Source organism: Rhizobium sp. L51/94 (genome assembly GCF_019355555.1).
In the GTDB taxonomy this organism is placed as follows: domain Bacteria; phylum Pseudomonadota; class Alphaproteobacteria; order Rhizobiales; family Rhizobiaceae; genus Rhizobium; species Rhizobium rhododendri.
Map to the genome: position 1 here is coordinate 1226144 of NZ_CP072142.1, position 23583 is coordinate 1249726.

The 23583-nt window shown below is 57.2% G+C and carries 27 protein-coding genes and 2 pseudogenes; 16 read left to right on the forward strand and 13 right to left on the reverse strand.

The genetic code is table 11. The features are described 5' to 3' along the window. Nucleotides 1-7: 7 nt before the first annotated feature. On the reverse strand, nt 8-754 hold the full coding sequence (locus J5274_RS23565) for a glucose 1-dehydrogenase (protein WP_219275317.1): 747 nt from the start codon (nt 752-754) through the stop codon (nt 8-10). 104 nt (nt 755-858) lie between these two features. Here J5274_RS23565 and J5274_RS23570 point away from each other — a divergent pair, with 104 nt between their 5' ends. Continuing rightward, a complete protein-coding gene (locus J5274_RS23570; protein ID WP_219275318.1) occupies nt 859-1209 on the forward strand; it encodes a helix-turn-helix domain-containing protein in 351 nt (116 codons plus the stop codon). A 438-nt stretch (nt 1210-1647) separates the two neighbouring features. Here the strand turns inward: J5274_RS23570 and J5274_RS23575 are convergent, their stop codons facing one another. Both J5274_RS23575 and J5274_RS23580 read right to left on the reverse strand, forming a co-directional pair. Next, entirely contained in the window at nt 1648-2031 is a 384-nt protein-coding gene (locus tag J5274_RS23575) for a hypothetical protein (protein WP_219275319.1), read from the reverse strand. A gap of 66 nt (nt 2032-2097) precedes the next feature. Continuing rightward, nucleotides 2098-2418, reverse strand: coding sequence for a hypothetical protein (locus J5274_RS23580; RefSeq protein ID WP_219275320.1), 321 nt, complete (start codon nt 2416-2418; stop codon nt 2098-2100). Nucleotides 2419-2946: 528 nt separating this feature from the next. On the opposite strand from J5274_RS23580, the gene J5274_RS23585 reads away from it, so the two are divergent. Together J5274_RS23585 and J5274_RS23590 are read left to right on the forward strand one after the other, a co-directional pair. Further along, nucleotides 2947-3465, forward strand: a complete 519-nt coding sequence (locus J5274_RS23585) for an AAA family ATPase (RefSeq protein WP_219275321.1) — start codon at nt 2947-2949, stop codon at nt 3463-3465. A gap of 111 nt (nt 3466-3576) precedes the next feature. After that, nucleotides 3577-4023 (forward strand): hypothetical protein, encoded by a 447-nt coding sequence (locus tag J5274_RS23590; protein WP_219275322.1) that lies wholly within the window; start codon nt 3577-3579, stop codon nt 4021-4023. A 537-nt stretch (nt 4024-4560) separates the two neighbouring features. Here J5274_RS23590 and J5274_RS23595 read toward each other — a convergent pair. Beyond that, the gene (locus tag J5274_RS23595; RefSeq protein WP_219275323.1) at nt 4561-4773 is read right to left on the reverse strand and encodes a hypothetical protein; all 213 of its coding nucleotides are present in this window, start codon (nt 4771-4773) and stop codon (nt 4561-4563) included. A gap of 310 nt (nt 4774-5083) precedes the next feature. On the opposite strand from J5274_RS23595, the gene J5274_RS29030 reads away from it, so the two are divergent. Continuing rightward, nucleotides 5084-5266 carry a hypothetical protein gene (locus tag J5274_RS29030; protein ID WP_257625695.1) on the forward strand — a complete coding sequence of 61 codons (183 nt, stop codon included), beginning with the start codon at nt 5084-5086 and terminating at the stop codon, nt 5264-5266. A gap of 395 nt (nt 5267-5661) precedes the next feature. On the opposite strand, the gene J5274_RS23600 is transcribed toward J5274_RS29030, so the two are convergent. After that, on the reverse strand, nt 5662-6228 hold the full coding sequence (locus tag J5274_RS23600) for an NUDIX hydrolase (RefSeq protein ID WP_219275324.1): 567 nt from the start codon (nt 6226-6228) through the stop codon (nt 5662-5664). Between the two features lie 195 nt (nt 6229-6423). Between J5274_RS23600 and J5274_RS23605 the strand changes: the two genes are divergently transcribed. Both J5274_RS23605 and J5274_RS23610 read left to right on the forward strand, forming a co-directional pair. Continuing rightward, nucleotides 6424-7572 (forward strand): serine hydrolase, encoded by a 1149-nt coding sequence (locus J5274_RS23605; RefSeq protein ID WP_219275325.1) that lies wholly within the window; start codon nt 6424-6426, stop codon nt 7570-7572. Then, nucleotides 7548-7823: a hypothetical protein gene (locus J5274_RS23610; protein WP_219275326.1), complete on the forward strand. Its 276-nt coding sequence runs from the start codon at nt 7548-7550 to the stop codon at nt 7821-7823. Before J5274_RS23605 ends, J5274_RS23610 begins: the two co-directional genes overlap by 25 nt. Before the next feature lie 105 nt (nt 7824-7928). Here the strand turns inward: J5274_RS23610 and J5274_RS23615 are convergent, their stop codons facing one another. Then, a complete protein-coding gene (locus J5274_RS23615; protein WP_143122981.1) occupies nt 7929-8618 on the reverse strand; it encodes a CPBP family intramembrane glutamic endopeptidase in 690 nt (229 codons plus the stop codon). Nucleotides 8619-8747: 129 nt separating this feature from the next. Between J5274_RS23615 and J5274_RS23620 the strand changes: the two genes are divergently transcribed. Continuing rightward, nucleotides 8748-9842: a phosphodiester glycosidase family protein gene (locus J5274_RS23620; RefSeq protein ID WP_257625696.1), complete on the forward strand. Its 1095-nt coding sequence runs from the start codon at nt 8748-8750 to the stop codon at nt 9840-9842. A 467-nt stretch (nt 9843-10309) separates the two neighbouring features. On the opposite strand, the gene J5274_RS23625 is transcribed toward J5274_RS23620, so the two are convergent. After that, nucleotides 10310-10849, reverse strand: a complete 540-nt coding sequence (locus J5274_RS23625; protein WP_219275327.1) for a GNAT family N-acetyltransferase — start codon at nt 10847-10849, stop codon at nt 10310-10312. 360 nt (nt 10850-11209) lie between these two features. Here J5274_RS23625 and J5274_RS23630 point away from each other — a divergent pair, with 360 nt between their 5' ends. The 5 genes from J5274_RS23630 to J5274_RS23650 are packed head-to-tail and all read left to right on the forward strand — an operon-like array spanning nt 11210 to nt 15222. After that, the gene (locus tag J5274_RS23630; RefSeq protein ID WP_219275328.1) at nt 11210-11590 is read left to right on the forward strand and encodes a hypothetical protein; all 381 of its coding nucleotides are present in this window, start codon (nt 11210-11212) and stop codon (nt 11588-11590) included. After that, nucleotides 11575-12225, forward strand: a complete 651-nt coding sequence (locus tag J5274_RS23635) for an ABC transporter substrate-binding protein (RefSeq protein WP_219275329.1) — start codon at nt 11575-11577, stop codon at nt 12223-12225. The genes J5274_RS23630 and J5274_RS23635 overlap by 16 nt, the downstream gene beginning before the upstream one ends. Nucleotides 12226-12235: 10 nt before the next feature. Further along, the gene (locus J5274_RS23640) at nt 12236-13081 is read left to right on the forward strand and encodes an ABC transporter permease (RefSeq protein WP_142831859.1); all 846 of its coding nucleotides are present in this window, start codon (nt 12236-12238) and stop codon (nt 13079-13081) included. Continuing rightward, complete coding sequence (locus tag J5274_RS23645) at nt 13078-13854, forward strand: ABC transporter ATP-binding protein (RefSeq protein WP_219275330.1); 777 nt, start codon at nt 13078-13080, stop codon at nt 13852-13854. The genes J5274_RS23640 and J5274_RS23645 overlap by 4 nt, the downstream gene beginning before the upstream one ends. A gap of 15 nt (nt 13855-13869) precedes the next feature. After that, the gene (locus J5274_RS23650) at nt 13870-15222 is read left to right on the forward strand and encodes an LLM class flavin-dependent oxidoreductase (RefSeq protein ID WP_219275331.1); all 1353 of its coding nucleotides are present in this window, start codon (nt 13870-13872) and stop codon (nt 15220-15222) included. A gap of 431 nt (nt 15223-15653) precedes the next feature. Here J5274_RS23650 and J5274_RS23655 read toward each other — a convergent pair. Continuing rightward, nucleotides 15654-15963, reverse strand: a pseudogene (locus tag J5274_RS23655) (hypothetical protein). 587 nt (nt 15964-16550) lie between these two features. Next, nucleotides 16551-16742: a hypothetical protein gene (locus J5274_RS23665; protein ID WP_209185758.1), complete on the reverse strand. Its 192-nt coding sequence runs from the start codon at nt 16740-16742 to the stop codon at nt 16551-16553. 836 nt (nt 16743-17578) lie between these two features. On the opposite strand from J5274_RS23665, the gene J5274_RS23670 reads away from it, so the two are divergent. Then, nucleotides 17579-17977: a copper resistance protein CopC gene (locus tag J5274_RS23670; RefSeq protein WP_219275333.1), complete on the forward strand. Its 399-nt coding sequence runs from the start codon at nt 17579-17581 to the stop codon at nt 17975-17977. A gap of 1 nt (nt 17978) precedes the next feature. Here J5274_RS23670 and J5274_RS23675 read toward each other — a convergent pair whose 3' ends face one another. After that, nucleotides 17979-18404 carry a DUF4174 domain-containing protein gene (locus J5274_RS23675; RefSeq protein ID WP_219275334.1) on the reverse strand — a complete coding sequence of 142 codons (426 nt, stop codon included), beginning with the start codon at nt 18402-18404 and terminating at the stop codon, nt 17979-17981. 238 nt (nt 18405-18642) lie between these two features. On the opposite strand from J5274_RS23675, the gene J5274_RS23680 reads away from it, so the two are divergent. Then, nucleotides 18643-18957 carry a cold-shock protein gene (locus tag J5274_RS23680; RefSeq protein ID WP_142831879.1) on the forward strand — a complete coding sequence of 105 codons (315 nt, stop codon included), beginning with the start codon at nt 18643-18645 and terminating at the stop codon, nt 18955-18957. A 672-nt stretch (nt 18958-19629) separates the two neighbouring features. Continuing rightward, nucleotides 19630-19938 carry a hypothetical protein gene (locus J5274_RS23685; protein ID WP_219275335.1) on the forward strand — a complete coding sequence of 103 codons (309 nt, stop codon included), beginning with the start codon at nt 19630-19632 and terminating at the stop codon, nt 19936-19938. A 96-nt stretch (nt 19939-20034) separates the two neighbouring features. Here J5274_RS23685 and J5274_RS23690 read toward each other — a convergent pair whose 3' ends face one another. The 3 genes from J5274_RS23690 to J5274_RS23700 all read right to left on the reverse strand — a co-directional run bounded on the left by J5274_RS23690 (nt 20035) and on the right by J5274_RS23700 (nt 22629). After that, a complete protein-coding gene (locus J5274_RS23690) occupies nt 20035-20952 on the reverse strand; it encodes a DMT family transporter (RefSeq protein ID WP_219275336.1) in 918 nt (305 codons plus the stop codon). Between the two features lie 366 nt (nt 20953-21318). Next, complete coding sequence (locus J5274_RS29430) at nt 21319-21546, reverse strand: oxygenase MpaB family protein (protein ID WP_219275337.1); 228 nt, start codon at nt 21544-21546, stop codon at nt 21319-21321. Between the two features lie 150 nt (nt 21547-21696). Then, the gene (locus J5274_RS23700) at nt 21697-22629 is read right to left on the reverse strand and encodes a TIGR03571 family LLM class oxidoreductase (RefSeq protein ID WP_219275338.1); all 933 of its coding nucleotides are present in this window, start codon (nt 22627-22629) and stop codon (nt 21697-21699) included. 650 nt (nt 22630-23279) lie between these two features. On the opposite strand from J5274_RS23700, the pseudogene J5274_RS29035 reads away from it, so the two are divergent. Further along, nucleotides 23280-23399: pseudogene (locus tag J5274_RS29035) on the forward strand (transcriptional regulator); the annotation flags it as partial. Nucleotides 23400-23583 lie beyond the last annotated feature (184 nt).

Genomic DNA, 23583 nt, shown 5'->3' on the forward strand with positions numbered 1-23583 from the left:
GCAAAGGTCAGCGAAAGCCGCCGCTCGCGGTCAGTCGTTCGCCCGTCAGCCAGCGCGCGTCGTTCGAAGCGAGGAAGACCGCGACATCGGCGATATCGTCCGGCTGGCCGGTGCGGCCGAGCGGGGTCTGGGCGACGGCGGTAACCTCGAAATCGGATCCGACGAAGCCGGCCGTATGCGTGCCCTCGGTTTCGACGATGCCGGGCAGGATGGCGTTGACCCGGATCTTGCGCGGACCCAGCTCGTTGGCAAGGACGCTGGTGATGACATCGACGGCGCCCTTGGTGCCCGAATAGACGGCGGAGGTCGGCGGAGCAAGGCTCGTCACCGCAGACGAGATGTTGATGATGCTGCCGCCTTCGCCGATGTGCTTGACCGCTGCCTGCGTCGTCAGCAGGACGCCGAGAACGTTCACGTCGAACATGCGACGATAATGCGCCTCGGTGATGTCCTCGATCGCGCCGAACTCATAGACGCCCGAGTTATTGACCAGCACGTCGAGACGACCGAACGCCTCGATGGCGGCGTCGACGAGCCCCTTTGCCTGATCGGCTTTCGTCACGTCACCCTGTACCGCAATGGCCTTGCCGCCGGCAGCAGCGATGGCATTAACAACGGCGTCAGCGCCCTCCCGGCTCGAGGCGTAGTTGACGACGACCTGTGCGCCCTCGGCAGCGAATGCCTTGGCAATTGCCGCACCGATCCCCTTGGACGCACCGGTCACCAGAGCCACTTTTCCCTTAAGTTTAGACATGATCGTTCCTTTCGACACGGACGCCATCGCTCTCTCCGGCCTGTTCCGTAGTTCAGAATTTCGGAACTGTTGATCTGCTTTTCAAGTGCCCCTATATAAAGTTTATGAGACCGCTCGTGCACCCCGCGATAGACGACATCCGGCCTGAGGCCATCCTGTACGCGCTTTCCGATCCGGAACGGGCCGCGATCTTTGCGCAGATCGCCGGCGTCGGCTCCAGCGGAACGTGTACGGCGCTCGCCTGCCTTGGTGAGCGCGTCATTCCGAAGTCGTCGCTCTCCCAGCATTTCAAAGTCCTGCGCGAGGCCGGCCTGATCCGCTCCGAGCGCCGTGGCATCGAAATGAGGAATCATTCGCGCTGTCAGGAAGTGGACGGCCGTTTCCCGGGGCTCATCCTGGCCATTCTGCGCGCTTACGGCCAGCAGCCTGCCTTAGCTGCCGGCCCGGACACCTGATGTGTCATCCCTGCCGGCAGCAGACCGAAATTCGAGCCGCGTTGCGGCGACGGTAAGAGACATGCCGCGATAGATGGCTGGCGAAGTGCGTCGGCCCATGGTTCGACCAAACCGGTCACGACAAGCCCATGGGATCGTTTAAAGTCCGCTACCGGCCCGAAGCGGTCATCCCATGTCTTTCTGTGCCGCACAGAGTATGGCGGAAATGAAAGCAGTTTCTCTGAGGTACAGCGATCACCATGATACGGAACTGCTCCGCAAGATCAGCTTGCAATAATTTTTATTGGCGTTCAATCAATAGGATGAGTCCTATTGCGACACGGACCATGTTGCGAATCGCGCAACGCAACGCTAGCTCTTGGATACCGATGCGGGCGAACTCCTGGGTCTTCAACCAGATCGTCTGTATATCACAGACTAGCCCCTTCGGTCGCGCTCTCAGCTCTTCTTGAACCTCGGAACCAAGTTCCATCTACTGAGCTTACGCTTGTCGTAGCAGCTACCGGTGATGTCCGGCCATCCGGTCAGCTCAAACGCCAGGCGGGTCAAACGCTTCTTCGTGTTGCTAATCTCTTCCAGCTCGTGTCGACCATTCCTGTAAGCTGCCAGCGCTCCCAGAGTACAGTCCAACAGCTGCAGCATGGGCTCACGCTCCGAACTACGGGGCTGGACAATTTTCACCACGCCTGGCTTACCGCACAAACGTTTACCTACGAAATTCAGCGCTCCGATCTGGTCTTTCAGCTGTGCCGTGCAATTGCCGTCGTCCGGATGAATATGGATATCTGCTTCATGGCCATAATAGGCGACTGGCCGATGCAACAGGAGCTGAAAGAAGCTCTTGCTGACCGTGTCGATTTTCCGGCGTGGACCGGACAGCTTGTGATCCTATTCGTCCATTCGGGCAAACTTGATATGGAGATGCAGTCGGTTTTCCTCGATTAGATCGAACAGCAATCTGATGTAGGCCTCATGGACAACGCCATTCCTCGACTTAGCGTTCTTCCATTTCACCTCACCTTGTTTCCCATATTTCTCCCGGACAGCGTTCATCTTTCCCAAAATGTACGGGATCGCCTCTTTAGCCACGGCAATGCCAGCGACGGCCATGTAGGCGTCGTCGCTCTGACTGCTTTCATCGCAGAAGTAGAGCAGTTGCTTACGCGGCTTTGCCTCATTGACGGGCTCGGCAGGCTTTGGTGACAGCAATGAGATGGCAGTGGCTCCGGCGATTCATCTGAACCGGAATATACAGGCCAATGGTTGTTGCGTGAAATTTTTCGCGTCGGTGCGCACAGATAAAAGGTTCTTTATTCTTATTAAGTTCTAGGTCGGCCAGGAAACCTTCTCGCATATGCCTACAGCTATACAAGGCGCGTGCCGGTTTTCCTTCAGGTCGTCCACGTAGTGGGTAGTGCCATCGCATGCCTAATGGCATCTTATCGATGCCCGGCTGCCGAAACCAACTGTCTGGACGCAGCCTCAATCGGACAATGCGTCGTCTTGCGCAAATTTCCACTGTTGGCGCACGGGGCCAAGTTGTCGCAAACCTCTAAAACCTGCTACGTTGCAGGTCTTGTCGCGCAAGTCAGCTTGGGCCTGGAGCCTTGCTTCCGACGACCCCTTGTAGCGCGTTGGTGCAATCGGCACAGGCGGTCAGTTGCTTGACACTGACCTCGCTTTAAATTCGCGGTTTGGGCAAGTCGGGAAGACTCAGATCGATATGAGTGAGGCAGGATGGGTAAAAGGAATTTTCTAATCGAAGGGGTCTCGGGCGCTGGAAAAACGTCTGTCGCGACAGAGCTGCAGCGCCGGGGCTATCACGTTCTGCACGGTGATCGTGAACTCGCTTACAAGGGCAACCCCATCACTGGGGAGCCAATTGACGTATCAACACTCGATAGCGCCCAGTTAGACATGGCTTTTGGACACCTGCACCACTTGTGGAATGTTGCCTTGGTTAAGGCACTTGTAGAGGACGACAGCCATCCGGCTTCCTTCTTCTGTGGCGGTTCAAGGAACTTTAACAGCTTCATCCATCTTTTCGACGCGGTATTTGTCCTCGACATTGATGCGCAAACCTTGGCGCGGCGGCTTTCGGAAAGACCTGACGACGAGTTCGGCGGCAAACCGGAAGAACGGGAATTTGTGTTGCATCTGCACGCGACGAAAAAGGATATTCCAGGCGATGCAATTCTGATTGATGCAACCGCGCCCCTGGATACCGTGGTGGACAGCATTCTTTTGAGATGCTGAGCGTTTTCTAAAGCTATGTCCGCTGTCGGCCCGAAGCGGCCATAGATACTGGGCTCGCTATTTATGGTAAAAAGCCTAACGTTGAGGTCATGGACCGTTTTTGGGGGTGCCTTGAAGAAAATCACATTCCGATACAAACCAGACGACGATCATCATGGTGAATTAACCGCCGTCGTGCAAAGCGGAGACTTTGCCGGAAAAAGCGCTGCATGGTTTAGCCTTGCCGAACTTCGTAAATTCGAGATGTCCCTTGGGGCATATCCAATAGGCCAAGGCAACGCCCGACCGTTATTGATGGGTGGCTTCTTCGAGGATGACTCGATTGATCAGGCACATCTCAGCCTCCAAATCGTTCCGATTGGCCCGAGAGGATTGCTGAGTGTGAAGGTCCTCTTGGCTACACCAGTGCGGGAAACCATGCCGACTGAACAAGAGCGGAATACTGTTAGCGCAGATTTTTCTGTAACTTACGGGGACGTTTCGCGTTTTCAGTCGTCGCTTCAAACCCACCTCAGTGGAGAACGTGACGACGCCGTTTTAGAGCAGTCGTCTACTTAGGATGATAGAAGCTTTCGGCGGCGCGGTGATGCCTCGTCGGACAAATTACTTGCTAACGTCCAAGCATCTGTCATCTCCAACTGAAAAGAGTAATGTCGTGCCAACATTCGCTGCTGTACTTTTAGGAGTTGGATGCGGGATTGTTCTGCTGGCAATAGCTTTTCGGGTTAGTTTCCGTAGGAAGGCTACAAAGAAAGGAGGATTTCGATCAGCGCAGAACCACGACGTGTTCGACAGAGACCCAAGCTTCTACAGCTCGTTGGATAAAGACAAAATGGGGTCGCAGAGGCGGCTCTGATCACGTTCATTATCGGTCCCCATCCTTCCGGTGACTAAGCCAGTGAGCGCCTGAAAAAAATGGCCATGAGCGACCTAAACGATGGCTGTGCGATGCCCGAAGGGGGTATCATCGTCGAAATCGACAGTTCCGATCAGATCACTTTCCCCTGAAAGCTTTTCTTTCTCATCCTTGTCAGCGACTCTAAGCCCTTCACGTCCGGTATCGCTTCCACCATGGGAATGATGATCGGGAGAAACCTACATTTCATCATCGGCCACACCTGAGTATCGGGCCATATCTGCCTGAAGTTCCGCGTTCGCCTGCTTCAGTGCGACTTGATCTGAATCGATGATCGACTGACGTGTGGCGACCCACTTGTTGTCAGGTTCCGATGTTATCGAAAGACTGCGGTCAACCTGGGTGGGCGACGTTGCTGATGAACCGGTAATCGGTCTAATGGCATCGACCATGGTCGGTTCACTCCGTTGCGTTGCCGAGCAGCGCTCAGTCCGGCCCTATACGTATATCTGCGCCCCACGTCCTGCAAGCAAGACCGGACAGTTGGTCGAACCGAAGTCAGCACGTCGCCGTTATGGCCGTTAGAAGATTGAGACCATGCAAAGCGACTGTCAATCTCCTTGCCTTATGAACTTACCGAGGCTTACCGTTCAAGGCCGAGCCGGTTAGAGGAACGACAGCGGGTCGGTCCACCTTCACTTATCTACCGAGATACCGGAACTTTGGACGCTGAGACCTGTTTCTGTTTAAAAGGAGACCGACATGTCGACCAATGATCAGAACGCCTCCCCCGAGCAAAAGCGGCCCAACGATGTTTCTCCGAGACCGAATGACGAGAAGTTTGCGGATGAAGAGTCTATGGCTCCGCCGACTGTGCAGCCAGCGGGCTCCAAAGACGAGAGCGAGCGCCCCATCGTAAGTCCAGTAACGGGCGGCGCGCTTTAGCACCCTTAATTAGAACACAATGACTAACTAATTGAAGAATGTCGGCTCGCTAGGAGCGCTGAAATGATTTCGGCGTTCGTGAAGCCGCTGTCGCTTTCAACTTCTGACCACGGATGTACTGGCAGGACGAGTAGACGATGATGAGGAAGGTCGGTGCAATTTTGCCCCGGCCTTTTTTGTTTCTGAAAACGCATTGGGCGAGGTTGGTGACCGACCATCAACCGAACATTTCGTCTCCAGTTGCCAGCCTGACGAAGCGACGTCTAAATCATGTCCCAGCGAAGCGGCCGTGGCCGCTAGACGTTAAACCCACTCCTTCGCTGGCCGCGTTTCCGGAGCCATAGGCCACGAGATCATTCGCGGTCAAGTCTCGACCAACTCCACTTGGTCTTTGATCAGGGCGCAATTTCTCCAATGCGTCCAGAGACCAGCAAGGCAGTGAGGACAGATGAGGTATGGAGCGCTTGCTCTAGAAAGCCGTGGTGGAGTTTTTTGATCACTTCTCCAACCGGCATGCGGTGAACTGTTAGACCGTCTTCACCAGCGTCGAGCAGTTGTGTTCCGCCGGGTTCCACTTCAGTCGCGAGGAACGTGTGTAGGCGGTTGGTGTGAGAGGCTGGATTGGGGAAAAAGGTTGCTATGAGTTCAATCTTTCCTGCCCGATAGCCTGTTTCTTCCTCAAGTTCTCGACCGGCTGCGGCGCATGGGTCAGGGTCATTGGCGTCAATACCACCACCCGGAATTTCCCAAAACACCCTACCCGCCGCATGTCTATATTGCTTCGTCAGCAGTACGTGCTCATCGGTCGTGATGGCCACGACGTTTATCCAGTCTGAATAGGTCAACACGTAGTATGGGCTGATTTCCTGCCCGCTCGGCGTGCGACATTGATCGGCGCGAAGGTCAATCCATCGATCTTTCACCAACGTTTTTGACGCAAGAGTTGTCCAGACTTCTTCCATACGAGTTATCCCTGCGATGCCTCCCGCTACACTAGGTAAATTTGGCGCTCGGGCAATTGTGGAGACCGGCTACTACGTGACCGCTATCGGCCCAAAGCGGCCATCGACACTCACTGTATTTCTCATTTTTCCGAGTCTTGCAATATCCTCAACTCTCGATTTCATTGCCACACTAAAGTGATCTGGGAGACACTGATGACGGAAGCGGAACGCGTCGATCAACTGTTCGAGGCTTGGAACACTAAAGATTCTCCCGGCTGCGCGGTTGCAGTCATGCGGGATGGCGAGGTTATCTATAAGCGCGGCTTTGGCATGGCCAATCTGGGCCATGGTGTCGCGATCGGGCCGTCCACCGTCTTTCATTCAGCATCCGTCTCCAAGCAGTTCACGGCATTTGCCATACTGCTGCTGTCGGCCGAAGGAAAATTGTCACTTGATGATGTGGTGCATTTATACGTGCCCAGCCTGCCTGATTTTGGCGTGCCGATCACTCTGCGGCACCTCATGCAGCATACGAGCGGCCTGCGCGATCACTGGGAATTGCTTAGCCTCGCCGGCCGGCGATACTCCAAGGATTTGATTACTGATGATGACATCCTTGCCGTCGTCTCCCGCCAGCAGGACCTGAATTTCCAGCCGGGCGACGAATACCTCTATTGCAACACCGGATATGCCCTGGTGGCGCAGGTCTTGAAGAGGGTAAGTGGCCAGTCGCTGCGGGCCTTTACCTCGGCACGGATTTTCGAACCGCTCGGCATGAGCAACACGTTCTTCCGAGACAATTACGCCGAGGTCATCAGGAATGTCGCCGAGGGCTATGTGGATACGGAGCGGGGTGTGGAGATTTCCGACACCAATTTGGACACCGTGGGCGCGACCAGCCTTTTGACGACGGTCGAAGATCTCGCGCTCTGGGACGAAGATTTCTACCATCACCGCGTCGGAGGGCCTGCCATCATTGCTCGAATGGTCGATCGTGGACGGCTGAACGACGGCAGTGACATCGACTATGCCTCGCGTCTCGGCCTCGGTACCTATCGCGGCCTGGCGATCGTCGAACAACCGGCGGCGACGCCGGCTTCCGCTCCGATATCATCCGCTTTCCCGAGCAGCATTTCTCGGTGGCGATCCTTGCCAATCTCGGGTCGATCGTGCCGAGCAACCTCGCACAGGGGATCGCCGATATCTATCTGGCACATCTGTTGCAGCCGGTGCCAGAGCAAGTGCCGAACACGTTCCCGCAACCCGACGCCGATGCATTGGAACTGCTTACCGGCTATTACACCGAACCAGAACTGGCCGGCGGCGTTGCCCGCCTTGTGGCGCATAAGGGGAAGCTACTGATAGGCTATTACAGCCAGCATGGCACCTATCGTCCGGTCGAAAACGACATGCCCTACGGCGTGAAAGTTCAGGAGGCGGGGCTGGTATTTAAATCCGTGAAATCCCGAGAAGTAGCACTGACAGCCGTCGCTCCGGGCCATTTTCTCGGTAACGGCGACCGGTTCACCTTCACCCGCGATGGAGAAGGCCGGGTCACCGGCATGCTGATGAACGGCGGCCGTATTCGCAATTTCCGCTTCGAGCGGCTTTGAAGCGATCGCAGAGGCGAATTGGGGAAGACCGCTGTTGGCGCTATCCGGCGTGACAGCATTCCTCAGGGCATCATCTATATCGGAGTGGAGAGTCCAACTGACCGATTAATTTTTGGCCAGTCCCTTTGGCCGCAACAAATACAATGCATATAAAAAATTGGGTAGCAGGAAAAGCGGAGCTACAAAGGCGTATGCTGGCAGTGGCTGATTTGGGCTCCCGCCACCGGTATGGCACGCAACCAGCAGCAGCAAACAATCCCACACGGCATGCAGAAGTATGACCGGATAAAGCGAACCAGTTCTCAAACGAAGCGCCATCAACATGAAGCCAGTCTGAAACGCCGCCACTGCCTGAAGGGTTGCGACTGTCCATTGCGCAGTCGCTAAAGCATTCAGGACGTGAACGAACCCGAAAAGTCCACAACACACCCAGAGGGATGGCCATAGCCTGAGCTTCGAACGCAGCCCGCTGAACAATATTCCCCGGAACATCACTTCCTCAGACATACCGACAAAAACCGTGTTGATGCCTATGAAAATCGCGCTTCGCAGCGGCGGCAATCCGACTATTGCCATTAGGACCCCAAGTGCGGCCATGTAGACCATGGGCAGCCAACTCAGCTTGAGCGCCGTTCTCACCGAGAATGCAGAAAAACCCAGGTCCCACCACCGGAACGTGGAGATTACTATCGCCAGGAAAACCACCGCGAAGACCATTGGCCACGCGATGCCTTGGCCGACAAATTTGACCACCGAACGTTCGCTGCCCGCGCTTAAATGGCCAGCGACCCCCATTATCACGAGCCATCCCAGCAATGTCGCCAGAGATAGCTGGAGCCGGTAGCGAACCCCGATACGCTTGAAATATTCGATCCTGAAAATGGGGTTTCCGTTCTTTTCCAGATGCTGAAAGTTTCACGTTCGATGATGAATCCGATTCGCGGAGAAGGAGCAAATGACGCACTATTGCGACTGCCGCTTTTTAAACATAAATCGGCCACCAGTGTACTGCAGACGCCATATCCAGTCTCCGCTGAGGAATACCCTTTGAAGTACAAACTGCCACTCGCCATTGCCGCGTCTGCCATCGTTTTTCTTGGCGTAGGTATCGGGTACATCTGGGATCGAAACGGAGCCTACGGGTTCAATACCATCCTGAGACGAGGCGGAACCTACTGGATCACCATCGAAAAAGACGATCCTCGGCTTTCTCCGTCGATGCGTTTGGCTCTTCAGGACAATCCCCCAATCGGTATCGCTGGCGCTTACGAGTGGCGGGAGGTAGAACCTGGGTACGAGGTCGCCGAGATGCCCGTGATTGCAGACGGGAAGGAAGCCGACCGCGTTCTTCTCAACCGGATCGATCCCACCCGGTTCAAGTTCATCGCCCGCAATGCTCCAGCTGGCGACAAGGGCATAGACGAATGGGAAAAGGCACTGCCGAATGCCGTGCTCATCGTCAACGGGAGCTACTTCGACCTCCACGCGCTTCCAGACACTCCGATCATCAGTGAAGGCGTCGCGATGGGGCCAACGACATACGATGCCAAGGCCGGAGCATTCGTGGCGAGCGACGGCACGGCGGATATTAAGGAACTTGCCGACCAGCCTTGGCAGACCGCCATTTCCGGGTCGACCAACGCAATGGTCTCGTATCCCCTGTTGATTGGAACTGACGGGCAGACGCATGTACCGACAACAAGCAAATGGCTCGCGAACCGAACCTTCGTTGGGAAGGACGGCGCTGGCAGGATTATAGTCGGCACCACAAAGGAAGCCTTTTTCCCGCTCGCGACCCTTGCCCAATTCCTGAAGTCTTCGCAGCTCGACCTGAAGGTCGCGCTGAACTTCGACGGGGGGCCTATCGCCTGTCAGAGCGTTAGACTGAATGGCTTCGCGCGAAAGTTCTATGCAAAGTGGGAATCGCAGTGGCATGAAGACAAAGTAACCCTGCTGCGCTGGCCATTTCCCGATGCCTCGTGGGCAATGCCAATGATCCTCGAAGTGGAAAGACGATAGGCAAGTCTCGGAGACTTCCACATTGTCGGCGGACGGACCATTAAAGCTTATGCACCGCAATACAGATCAGATGCACGATACCGACGGAGCGATATAGTGATCTGCGCAGCGATGAGGAGCAAAACGACTACTGTCGGCCCGAAGCGGCCACTCGACCCAGGGCATCCGTTTGCTATACGGTCGGACAACAACCCACACCGGACGCAACGAATGCCCTATGGGATCAGTGTGAAATGCTGCAACGCTACAGCGGTTGAATCAGGAACCTATGGGAGGAAGCGAGCATCTTCGAGCCTTCCGCCTCCATGCAGGAATTAGGGTATCCGCCCCATCTGACGCTTGCAGTTCTAACTGAACGGCCAGTCGACATCAGCATGATCATGATCATGACGGCGGTGTTTTCAACGCAAGAGAAGCTGTCAATTACTTTTGACGCTGTGAATTATTTCGATAATGACCTTATGGTTCTATGGGCAAAACCCGTTCGTGGAAGAGTGATCTTCCTGATCTAACCGCATCAGGACCTCACCGGCAGAGATGTCGCCGCCTGCCTCTGGAGGACCCGCTTTCCATTCGCGAAACCCTGCGGCTAAGTAGAGCAGCCTAGCTCGCCGGTTCGAGAACGTGACCGCCAGCACGATGGTTGGAGATCGCTCAAATGCATGAAAGATCGCAGCCTGAAGAAGCTGTCTGGATCGTCCAGATCGGCGAGCGTGAGTCCTCAGGTACATGCCCGAGAGGACGGCGACTTCGTTGCCGGCTGTGGTCTGGCGCAAATCTAATGCCACCGTTCCCGAGAGCCAGCCGCCGTGATCGAAACCTCCGAGAACCAAGCTGGTAGACAGACGATTGAGATACCATTGGTCGGTTCGAGCGAATTCTTGTTCCGCGGCGATCCCGAACTCCTCCGGACATTCCATAACAGCTTCCTGTCGGATGTCTCGATAGGAAGGCAAGTGGCGGTAGCCCAGCCGGCGGATTTCGAACAGAGTTTCCGTCGCTTGCATTCGACGCCCTCCCATTGGCGTTAACGAGCAGCGTACCACAGATATTCGTGCGGATCGGAAGAACGCAATACGTTCCGGTCGCGCCATCGTGACCAATGCGATCTGGTGGAACACTTAGAATGGTGGTTGGTTGCCCGCACGACCCTCAAGCGAACAGGACCAAGCCGTGCCTTAAGCGCCATTACGTTTGCCAACTTGCGACCGAACGTAAGTCGTTTGGATGGCGAACGTCCGGAACAGCCAATCTCGATCCTAAGGCTGGCATAATATTCTACATGCTTAGCATTTAATGGCATGGGCTTCCTCGTACTCCCGCGACTTGCGGCTATCGTTTGAACCGACGATCGGTAGGAGACGACCATGGCACCAACTTTTCAGGAACTGAACCTCACCGTGGCTGCCTCCTCGCTTGCTTTGATCGCCGCCGGACAGGTCTTTGCAGATGCGCTACCTACCGAAGTGCCCAATGGAACCGCCATTGTGATCGGCGACCAGAACGAGCAGCTCCAGACGCTGATGACGGCTTCCGGTGAACAGGACAGGCTCTCCTCAAAGGCCACATACGCGAACTTCCTCGGCGGCCCGGCTATTCTTGAAGCTTTCCGGGCGGATGCGCTCGACGTTGCGACGGTCGGCAACGTGCCGCCGATCCAGGCGCAGGCCGCGGGTCAGGAAGTCCCCATCGTCGCAGCCGTCAAGATCGCCGAGACTGACTACGAGTTGCGGTGCGGCCCGGTCTGAAGATCGACACCCTCGAGCAGCTCAAGGGCAAGAAGATTGCCTATGCCGAAGGGAGCGGTCGTCAGGCATTCGTCCTTAACGCACTCAAGGCCGCTGGACTGACCCGCGACGACGTCGAGCTTATCCCGCTCCGTGTGGCCGACTTCCCTGATGCGATCCGGACGGGACAGGTGGATGTGGCTTCGCTCAACGAACCGCATTATTCCCGCTACCTCTCAGATTACAAAGACCAGCAGGCCAGCGCCATTCCCCACTCCCAGCACGACCGCTTGCCCCGTGGCGTCTCATATCTCTACGCGGGCGGCGACTCCTTGAAGAATCCGGCCAAGGCGGCCGCGATCCGCGATTTCGTGGCGCATTTCGTCCTCGCCACTCAATGGCAGAACACCCATCCGGCCGAGTGGGTCGATGCCTACTACGTCAAGGGCCAGCACCTGACGAAGACGCAGGGCGACGCCATCGTCGCCAGCCAGGGCAAGGCCACCCTTCCCTCGCTGACAAGCCTCATTCCTTATCAGCAGAGCCTGATCGACGTCATCTATGATGCAGGCGACCTGCCAAAAAGGCTCGACGCCAAGGCGGAGTTCGACATTCGTTTCGACGAGGTCATCGCTCAGGGCGAGAAGTCCAACTAGGAGATCTGGAATGGGTTCAGTACCGGCAATAGGTCCACTTCGCATCCAGCGCGGGTCGCCGTCGAAGAACGCCGCCAAGCGATCGGCGCTGACGCCACGTGTCCTTGGACCGGGCGGTCTTCTGGTCGCGCCACTGGTCCTGTTGCTGGTATGGGAGCTCGCCTCACGGACGGGAATCCTTCCTCAGCGCCTCCTCGCAGCTCCCTCGACCGCATTGGCGTCTGGCTGGGACCTTGCTCTCAACGGCACTCTCTGGAAAGCATTCTATGCATCGGCATTACGGGCATATTCCGGCCTTGCCATTGGTGTCGCCGCTGGCGTCGTTCTCGCTCTTCTTTCCGGACTGACCCGCGCCGGAGAGGCGTCTATCGACGGCATTGTGCAGATCAAGCGCGCCATCCCCACGCTTGCACTCATTCCCTTGGCAATTCTTTGGCTCGGTATCGGCGAAACGATGAAGATTGCCATCATCAGCCTCAGCGTCATGATACCGGTCTATCTCAACACGCATGCGGGGCTGCGCGGGATCGATCTCCGCTTCGTCGAGCTGGCGCGCACGGTACGGCTCGACCGAAAGACTTTCGTTCGCAGGGTCGCCCTGCCAGGCGCGTTGCCGAGCTTCTTCACCGGGCTTCGTCTTGCCGTGACTACATGCTGGACGACTCTGATCGTCCTCGAGCAGATCAATACCACGAACGGCATCGGCTACATGATGAGCCGGGCACGCGACTACGGGCAGACCGACATCATCGTGCTCGGCCTCGTCATCTATGCCGTGCTGGGCCTCGCATCGGATGCGGTCGTCCGCGCAATCGAGCGCCGCGCTCTCAGATACAGGAAAGTCATCGGATCATGAGTGTCGTATCGATTTCTCATCCTGTCACCAGACGTTCCCCCGTCGAGCGGCCTACCTTTCCAGTCGCCGTCAGGACAGACCGGCTTAGCAGGAGCTTTGCCGGTCGGACCGTCCTCAACGACGTCTCCCTCGAGGTCACAGCAGGCGAATTCGTCGCACTCATCGGTAGGAGCGGCTGCGGAAAGAGCACTCTGCTGAGGGCGCTTGCGAGCCTCGATGACGATGCCGACGGCGACGGCGAGCTAGCCGTCTCGGAAAACGTCTCGGTGCTCTTCCAGGATGCGCGTCTTCTTCCTTGGGAGTCTGTCGTGACAAACGTCGGCCTTGGGCTGGACGTCGTCCCCCGCAAAGAACTCGCCGAGCGCAGCCTCAAGGCACTTTCCGACGTCGGCCTGTCCGCCCGCGCCGATGCCTGGCCCGGAACGCTTTCGGGCGGCGAGGCGCAGCGTGTGGCTCTGGCGCGATCTCTGGCACGGCAGCCCGCTCTTCTGCTGGCCGACGAGCCGTTTGGAGCGCTCGACGCACTCACTCGTCTTCGAATGCAGGACCTCCTCCTCAAGCTGGTATCCGAACAGCGGCCAACCGTGCTGCTGGTCACCCATGACGTTGAGGAGGCACTCGTGCTGGCCGACCGGGTGCTCGTGATGGACAGCGGGCAGATCATCAACGAGGTCAGGGTCTCGCTGCCGCGTCCGCGCCGGAGATCCGAAAAGGCTTTCGAAGAGATGCGCGAGCGGCTTCTGTCCGCTCTCGGCGTCGACCAGTTCCACTGAGCGGAGGAGACCTCCATGCCACGTCAACTGCATCTCAACCTATTCGTCCATGGCCGCGGTCATCATGAGACCGCATGGCGTCATCCGAAATCCTCGCCGCTGGCGCTGACCGACGTCGACTATTATGACGAACTTGCCCGCAAGGCTGAAGCAGCCGCCTTCGATGCTATCTTCTTTGCCGACGCGCTGGCCGCAGGCGACGGGCTCTCGCATGCGGCAGGCGGCGGCCTGGAGCCAATTACGCTGCTGGCTGCCCTCGCCCGTTCCACAAGCAGGATCGGGCTGATTGCGACGGCTTCCACCACCTACACGGAGCCCTTCAATCTGGCCCGGCAGTTCGCGTCTCTGGATCATATCAGTCATGGCCGGGTGGGCTGGAACATCGTAACAAGCTGGGTCAACGGGGCCGGCCCCAACTTCGGATACGACCAGCAGATTGAGCATGCCGATCGGTACGAGCGCGCCTTCGAGTTTGTAGATGTCGTATCGAAGCTCTGGGATAGCTGGGCTGACGATGCGGTTCTTGACGACCGCGACAGCGGCGTGTTTGCCGACGCGTCAAAGCTGAAGCGTATCGACCATAAGGGCAAGCATCACTCCGTCCGCGGCCCGCTTAACATCGCCCGCCCGCCCCAAGGCCGCCCAGTCTTCATCCAGGCCGGTTCTTCCGACACAGGACGACGCTTTGCCGCCGAGCATGCGGAAGCCGTGTTCACCGCGCACCTCCACAAGATGTCCGCCAGCGCTTTCTACAAGGATCTAAAGACCCGCGCCCTTGCCGTCGGACGATCGTCCGACCAGATCGTCATCCTTCCAGGGATCAGCGCCACGATCGGCTCGACCGAGACGGAAGCCTTACGGATCGCTCAGGATCTGAACGAGTTGTCAGAACCGTCGGTCGGACTGGCGAGGCTCTCCAACCGCTTTGGCGGCTTGGACTTGTCGCACCTGCCACTGGATGGTGTCCTGTCGCCAGATGACTTTCCCGATCCGAAGACCGTCCAAGCTGCCCAAAGCCGGGCCGTCTCGATCGTAGACATCGTGCGACGAGAGCGTCCGACGCTTCGAGCCCTGCTTCATGGGCTTGCAGGAGCACGCGGGCATTTCGCGACCTCGGGGACGCCCGAGCAGATCGCCGACATCATCCAGGACTGGTTCACGACAGGTGCAGCCGACGGCTTCAACGTCATGCCGCCGATCCTGCCTGACCAATTCGACGTGTTTGTCGCCGAGGTTCTCCCGATCCTTCGCGCTCGCGGGCTGTTCCGCACGAAGTATGAGGGATCCACGCTACGCGAGCACCTCGGTCTCACGCGTCCCGAAAGTCAATACTTCGGTAAAGCGGAGCTGCGGGCGAAGGTGTCCTAGACAGTCGGAACTCTCGCTGACCCTCAACAGCTCGTCCGGAAGCTCTCGATGAGCGCCTCGAGTGCGTACATGCTCTCTGCCTGCGACCAGCCTGCCCCTTGAGCTTCGTCGAGACGGCGCAATCACAGAAGCTCCAAGGCTTCCTGGCAATCCATATCTGTGTTCTCCTACACGGCTGTGTGGCGGGCTGTCGGATAGGCATAATTGGACCCTATTGATGGAGCGGACCTGTCGCGCCCAATAACAGGCTTTATGCTAATATTGATATGCCTCCACTATAATCGAAATCATAGCAGCGCGAGATACGATCTGCCCAGGCCTTCGATGTCCTATCCCCTTAGGGTTGACAGGTGCTCCCTAAGCGGTCGTGAGCGGCCAACGGGGAGATGCTTGCACACGGCTTTGGCCTAACAACCGGCTTGCGCGGCTCGTCAACCACCCGACACCCGGATAGCGCCTGCGTCGCCGAACGTACGCTGACCCTTGGCGACCTGGCTTACAGATATGTCCGCAGAAACCCCGATTTCGCCACCTAATGCTCCATCCTCCCAGCTCTCAGACTCGTGCGACAGGTCGCCCCCCCGATGGCCTTACACCGGCCGAGTTCCCTTCGGTGATCGATTGGACGAAGATGTCCGGCCGGGAGATATTGTGCCCTTAAACAAGATGCTCGATCGCCAGGTCGGCCGCCTCGCGGGTCCCGAAGACGGCCTTGATTGTCGTGGTACGGTCTTCGGACATTGGAACCTCGAGTTTATTCTCAATTTGCAACGCCCACACGCACCGATGGTTCGGGCGGGCGCATGTTCGCCGAGACTTGCCGGTTGGCCAGGCAGACTGGGACGCGAGCGCGGTTTTACGTGAGCGGACGTCGGCAAATTGATTATTGAAACGAAAGTTGCCCGACCCACGGAACGGAAAGACCCCGAACACCGTTGCTTTGGCGAACAACAAACGGTGTCATCGATGTCCACAGTCGCTAAACTTGCTTCTATGTTCACCCTGGGTGCAGTTCTGGTAGGCACCGTTCTGACACCCGCCTATGCCTTGCGGATGCCGGTCAACGACGAAAATGAAGCGACGCGAGAGAAGTCCGTATCGGCATACGCGGGCGACTATAAATCAGAATCTAGCTCGGAACCGTCGATCCTGACCCCATATGAAATCAGACACATTAGATGGTGTGCCGGGCGATACACTATGGAGTACGACGCCGTGAGCGACACTTACTCGGCTGCTGGAGGCATCCGGCAACGGTGCCGCTCGCCGCGCTAGTCTGACGATTTCACTCTGAGATGTGCGATCGGACATCGCCGCCTGTTAGGTGGTCAGGTGGCGAATCTCGTTTTTCGAAACACTAGCGCCTTCTGCGCATAAAAGATCGAGATGGTGTGGCCGACGCCGGGCTCGATATCGAGCGTCTCGTCACACCCGGCGGCGTTCAGTTGTCCGGCCGCCGCTCCGGGTGCCCTTGACGGTATATTCTCGTCTTCCTTGCCGTGCAAAAGCAGAATTGCCATTCGCTCCGTTGCGGGCAAAGGCGGCAGCGGCCAGTCGCCCAGCAGACGATGCGAGGGTACCGATCTTCCAGCGTCCCGACGCGACCGCATCGAGCGCTATGATGGATCCTTGAGACATGCCAACGAAGGTCACCCTCCCCAACCCATGAGCGAAGCCTTCCTGCTCGACCACATCCATGACCACTTTGTCTCAGGCTTCCCTCACCATTCCGACACTCTCCGGTCGCAACTCCTGGCCGTCGACCCCGAACCACTAACGACCGCCCTGGCTACGTGGGAACGGAGCGTCGGCCGCTGCGAAACGCGCCGTTGAAAGCTTCCAACGCCAAGGCGAAACCACCGGCATCATCATCAGCGAACCGGTCCGTCACATGCCGTGAGGGAGTGCGAATTTGTCGGGGTCCGTATCCACTTCGGACGCGAGCAACCTTCGCGCGTCGCATCGTCGGAGACTTTGTAGGAGGTCGCATCATGAACACACGGACCCCCGGAGCCATTTGATGGCCGGCATAATCTAGGGCATCTCGAGAGCGCTCCATGAAGGGGCGAAATTTGATCGCGCCACCTGGCGCTGCGCCAGCCGGAACCAAGTGACCAGAGGTCTGACGGGACGGTCGGGTCCATTTGAAACCGGCGCCGAGCGATCGCGCGGTGCACTTCAAGATAATGTTGGCTGGCTGCCCGTTGCCTTCTTGCATCGCGCCAGCAGGAACCTATCGCACCACACTTTGCTAACTATTTTTTGCCAAGACGGACTTAACAATCGGTGATCTACGATTTCCAGCAGTGCGGACCTCGCAGCATGATTGACGTTCAGGCTCCCGAAGGAAAAGGCGATGAAAAAGCTTTCGCGAATTGGACTATGCATCACCGCCGCAATGCTCCTCGGCCTGCCTTCTTTCGCGAGCGCCCGGCTCGAGAACTCTCAGCCTGATGCGCATGAGCAAGCCAACGTCACCAGCTTCAACATGGTTCTGGCCTTCTCCCAACGCGTCCGCCTGAAGGAAACGATCGTGGAGATCAGGAACTCGCGCGGCGCTCGCGTGACGATCGGCGACCTCCGTACCGGCGAGAATGGCACCGATCTGGAAATCCCCCTTTCAACCCCTCTTCGCCCGGATACGTATTCGATCCGCTGGCGGGCGGTCTCGATCCAAGGCCTGGTGGACGTAGGCGGGTACGATTTCGTCATTGACCCCATGCCGACAGGAGTTCCGGGCGTTGCCCAGCAGTAGATCAGCCCCGCCCGGCCTTTCTCATCGGCATGCTGTCGATCAATTCGAATAGTTTGCCGCCCGTCACGACGTCGAGACTGCGCAGCTTGACGCCGCCGTCCTTGCCAATCAAAACAGCCTCGAACGTCTTGCCGTTGATATCGGCTTCCTGTCTCAGCTTGCGGGCATCGACGCCAGTGGCATCCCCATGCACCGGTCTTACCTCGTCCCCAATTACGGTCATCACCACGACGTCGCGCTCGGCGAGACCGCTCTCCTGGGTTTTCAAGACCTCGACCTGTTTCGCGAGCTTCTGGTCTCCTGATCCACCGAACAGGATGATGACGCGGTTCTGGGACCGGTATTTGGCGAGCTCGTCCAGAGCGAACACCTGGCTAACTGAAGCTGCCGCGATTACGATGGCGGATGCGATAAGGAAGGTTCTCATGTTCGATCTCCGTTTCATCCGAAGAAAACGCCCGAAAACCCGCAGGGTTCGAGTTTGTCGGGGCACGAATGGCGTCGCTTTTCCGCTGGGTTGCAAATCAGGGCGAATTTTGCGAGAATCGTGAGGACGATGCGCAAGTGCCGCGTCAGCGAGCGATTTGCGAGCTGTCTTCCGCATCTATTTGCGGTCGCGCGTTTCCAACAATTTCTCAGAAAATGTCCAACATCAAGAGAACAATATGCAATCAGGAACCGTGAAATGGTTCGACGCCGCTAAAGGCTTCGGATTCGTCATCCCGTCAGACGGCGGTGCCGACATCTACATCAACCTCAAGGTGCTGCAGAAGGCCGGCCTTGGGACACTCGAGCCTGGCGCAGCGGTCAATTTTTCGGTCGCAAACCGTGGAGGTAAGGAGTTTGTCGAAGAAGTCGCAGTTATTGCGGCACCGCTACCATTGATCGAGCGTAATGATCCACCGAAGGCTATGGCAAAGACGCAACTCCTAGATGAGGAGGAGCTCTTCGAGCGCGAATGGGGTTTACGCCGGGCGTAGCCTGCCAGAAGCGATCCTTCGCGGTTCATTTCCCAAGCCATTGGTATTCTGCAATCGAGGCTCGCCCCGACTTCCTCTCACAGAAGAGAGCACTCCAAGGGGCCTTACTGGATGCGCAAGACGGAAGTGCGAAAGCCAAGGTGAATTGCCGCCGCATTGAAGACTGTATTCCTCATCGAGATGTCCCCTGATCCGTATCCATAGGCGGCCGGATAGCGGGGCATCGTGACCAGAAGACGGCGTCAAAAAAAGGCGTTCCCATATCGATGACATCGAACGGATCTTCGCCGAAGACATTAATCGTAGACAGGAAAACGGGTCTTTAGCGCATATGTCGACGGCGTCACTGGGAGACCTGTCAGCGAAGATGCCGAGGCCAAGGGCTATGCCCGCGGCGAGAGCGACCACGACATTCATCACCAATAGAGACGTCGACAGCGTGGCCCTTCAGAGCACTCGCACGACCGATCTCGAGATGTTCGCGCCAAAGGTCTCGGTCCAATGGGTCTATCTGGAACAGCCACGTTACCTGACCCCGAATGAACCAGTCGGCCAGGAGGCATACTCCGTTATCGCGATGCTATGGCCGCTTCCAACGTCGTTGGCGTCTCTTGGCTGGCGCTCGGATCCCATAGAAGGGCAGTCGCCCTTGAGCCGCGCGGCGAAGACATCGTGCACTCGACCCTGCAATACGAAGATGAGGTCCGGGCTGAGGATAGCTACTTCGAAAGCTTTGCTGGCGAGGCCGAGCCGCAAATGATGCCGCTCGTGCAGCTTATCAAGCAACGGAAAAAGGTCTGGTCGCCGGTTATGGTCGAGGACCCGGGCTACGAGGGCCTGCTGGCAATGATCGCCGAGAAAAAGAATGCCCCGAAGCCTGTTAAGAAGGGCAAACCGGCGCCCTGTCCGACCATTCAGCCGGGAAGCAATCTCATCAGCATTACGGAAACGCTGCGCCAGAGCATCGGGGCGAACGGTTGATCTTTGAGCCCCTCAGCGCGAGGACATCGACCATGTGACTTATGCCCGTTTCAAGCTGAAGCTTGTTCCCTCTGCAATCCTATCGGAACGGCCTGCTCAACGGCCGTCCAACGGAATGGTTGGCTGAGCATCCTCGCCTTTGACGTTTTTTCGGTAGAAGATGAATAGACCAGCAAAGACGATGATCGCAGCGCCGGCTAGAAGTTGGGCGTCAGGAATGTCGCCGAAGAACACAAACCCAAACACGACCGCCCACAGCAAAAGTGTATATTGCAGTGGGGCAAGCAGTGAGGCCGGCGCGAGTTTCAGTGCGCGCGTCAGCAGAAGATGGGCGCAAGTACCGACGACACCGAGGAAAAGCATTGCGATCCAAATATCGAACCCGGCCTCCCGCCAGTCGCTGACCGAAAGAATTATGCCCACTACCATAACCAGGAGCGTCTGCGAGGTGACAAGAGCGGTGTCGCTTGTCGATCGAAGATAACGGCTCAAGATAAGTGTCAGGGCGAAACCGATGCTCCCGGCGACAGCAAATAACGAAGGCAGGGTAAACATCGCGGTCGATGGCCTCAGCGCGATCACCACACCCGCAAATCCAACCCCGACAGCAAGCCAACGCCTCCATCCGATCCTCTCGCCCAGAAGGAAATGCGACAGAGCAGCGACATAGATCGGTGCCGCCATGTAGAAGGTGATCACGTCGGCAAGTGGCAGATAGGCCACCGCCGCGTAGAAAAGGGATACATCCGCAGTCGCCATGACGGCGCGGCCGAACAGCAGGCCCGGTTGCCGAACATCCAGCAACGCCCTCGGCCCCTGCCGTGCAATCATTGGCATCAGGACGATGAATGAGCCTAACGACCTCATCACGAGTACTTGGCCCAGAGCAAAGCTCGCAACAAGCCACTTCCCAACGGCGTCGTTTACCGCAAAGAGAAGGTCGCCGAAAAGCATCAGGACCACGCCGAGCATCACGGCATTGCCGAGGTTCCCTTCGGTTACTGCAGGCTTCATACGAATTCCTCCCAAATAGCCGGCGGTCACCATCGCATCAGGCAACATTATCGACCAAGTGCGCCACTACCATCAAATAAGGTAGCCGCGCCAGCCCATCTGGCGATCTCAGCGAGCTGACAGAAGGAGGGCTGGAATCCCGGCTTCAATCAGCAACGGAAGCCACGACGCAACACGAGTATCTGTTTTAAAATCGTCAGCCTTTGCTGGACACATCGACGACAAGGGGAATGGCATCACATCCGTCGGCATCGACCTGTAAGGCCAACCGCTCGGGTCGGTGGTGCACTATCGACAGCGGCCAAGCTGGAGGCGGTTTGGCTAGCCATATACGATTCTGCCGAGGAGCATTGATTTGAACACACGTTAGACTCTCATCCTAAGCGTGCGGATATGGGCGTGGATCCGGTTGACCCTTTCGATCTCGCCGGTCGCCTGTTCCCTGGGTGCGAAGGTCGTCGCAGAGACGAACCGGGCAGTCCTCCGGAAGCGTCCAAGCATGTCGTCGCGGAAATTCGAGTGATCCAGCCCCGCACGAGAGCAAGTTAATGGAACATCTGAAGGGAGAAGCATTGAAATGCCGCCGACAAGCATCGAAGGAAAATCGCCAATGGACCCGCCAGCAGACAGAACCGGGCCCGAACAGTCCGGAATCGCCTTTTGGCTGGTCGTATTCGATGCGGCCTATCTTCTGACCAGTAAGGCTCAGGACCCGTCGTTCAACGGCAGTTCGGACAAAATCTCTCAAATCATAGCCTCGGCCTTCGAATTGTTGATGTCGGGCAATACGTCTTCCGCGATCTCCTGCAGCACTTCGTCCACCGACCTAGTGCGAGGAACGATATTCAGCATGACATGGTTTGCACCAAGGTTCCCGATCTCGTCGAGATACCGGATCAGCCCCTTTCGTCCGGTGCGAATACCGAGGCCGAGAGGTTCGGTGCTCGCGTCCGGATCGTCGACGAGTTCAAGCACCATGGACTGGCTGAAACTTCTAAAGTCAGTGGTTACCTTGCCGATTGCGGTCTTCCACAACGCGATGCGATCCGCCTGTGCTGCCAAGGGTCGGTAGTATGTGGCCCAACCTGCGGCAGTCCTGGCTATCCATTCCAGCGACTGCGAGGCGGATCCAACAGATAGAAACGGAATAGCGCTTTCTGCTCTCAACGGCCGAATTGAGAATTCAACTTGAACCCTACCGTCACCGTCCAGCACCTCACCGTCAGGCCCCAAGGCCGCAGCTAGACGTCTCCAGTTGCTTCGGAAGATCTCCTTTCGCCGATCGAACTCTTCTCCAAATACCGCGAATTCAGAAGGACGATCGCCAGAACCGAGACCGAGGACGAAACGTCCGCCCGACAGAGCGCCTACGGAGAGCGCGGCCTTCGCAATATGCAAGGGATTGCGAAGCGGCAGGACGATTGCACCGGTAACAAGTTGGATGTTTGTGGTCGCCATTGCCAGAGCGCCTAGGAGCACCCAAGGATCGGAATGACCTACGGGATCAGGATAACTATCGCTGTTCAACGGCACATCGCGCACCCAAAGTGCATCAAATCCGAGTTCGTCGGCCTTGCGCGCGATCGCTATCTGACTGGGATAGTTAAAGTCATGGGTATGGCTGGTCTGAATCGGCAGGACTATGCCGAGTGTAAGGCGACCGGGCGTTAAAAGCATTTCTCACCGGAGCTGTGGTTCTAGGGCACATGATCTCAAAACGATCTGGTCACCACCAGAATGGCGTCGAGTATCGATACCTCACATATCGGCGCTACAAAGCGAAAAACAATGCGAGCCCCACACGAACATGAGGATCTATTGTAGCGTCTCCGTGAATGAAGCCGGCGGGCTCATCGGCGGCGCTTGTCTTGAATGCGATAGGCGCTGAGGTCTCGATACATGCAACGCTTCAATTGCGAGGGGCATTCAGCTTGCATCGTGGACCAGCTTCGGTGCTTGAGCGTATGTTATGCCGGCAAACTGCCTGGTCCAGGAAGTTCTTTGTTGCGGACTGGATGTTGCCCAGGCCGCAATCAAAGGGGTCTCCTGCAGAAAATAAAGTGTGTTGTCTTCGATTGCAACTTTTGGGCGCCTTGTTAGAGGAGGAACTCATGACCATTAACCGCTTCAAGGTTTAGCTGCAGAATTGAACCGCCTCGCGGCTGAGATCGCGGCGATCAACTCCCAGCCGTTCAACGTCGGGATCGATCTTGGCGCTGAGGCCCTGATTTCCGGCACGGTAGATGAACCGTCTCGTATGGAGCCGACATCACTCAGCCGCTTGAACTACAGCCTTCGGACACGTCAGTAGTGCCTGTTGCCGAACGATTGTCTTTTCCAACTTTGAAGCGTCCTCTCTCGGCGAGAGGGGCTTTGCCATTGAGATCGCTTGGGTATTCCAAGATGGAAAATCATGCTCTTTCCTAAACCGTCCGGCTGGGGGCTGGAATATCGTATCTAGACGAGAAGGTTTCCCAGTGCCTTCGAGATCTCCAAAACAGTAGGCGTTGCCTTCGAAGGTTCCACCAGTATTCGCCGCTGGTGTCTGTGCGCGGACGGCGGATCCTTACCATTCGCCGCAGTATCCTCCCGTCTCACCTAGGCTAAGGAACATTTTGAGTGCTCCTTTCG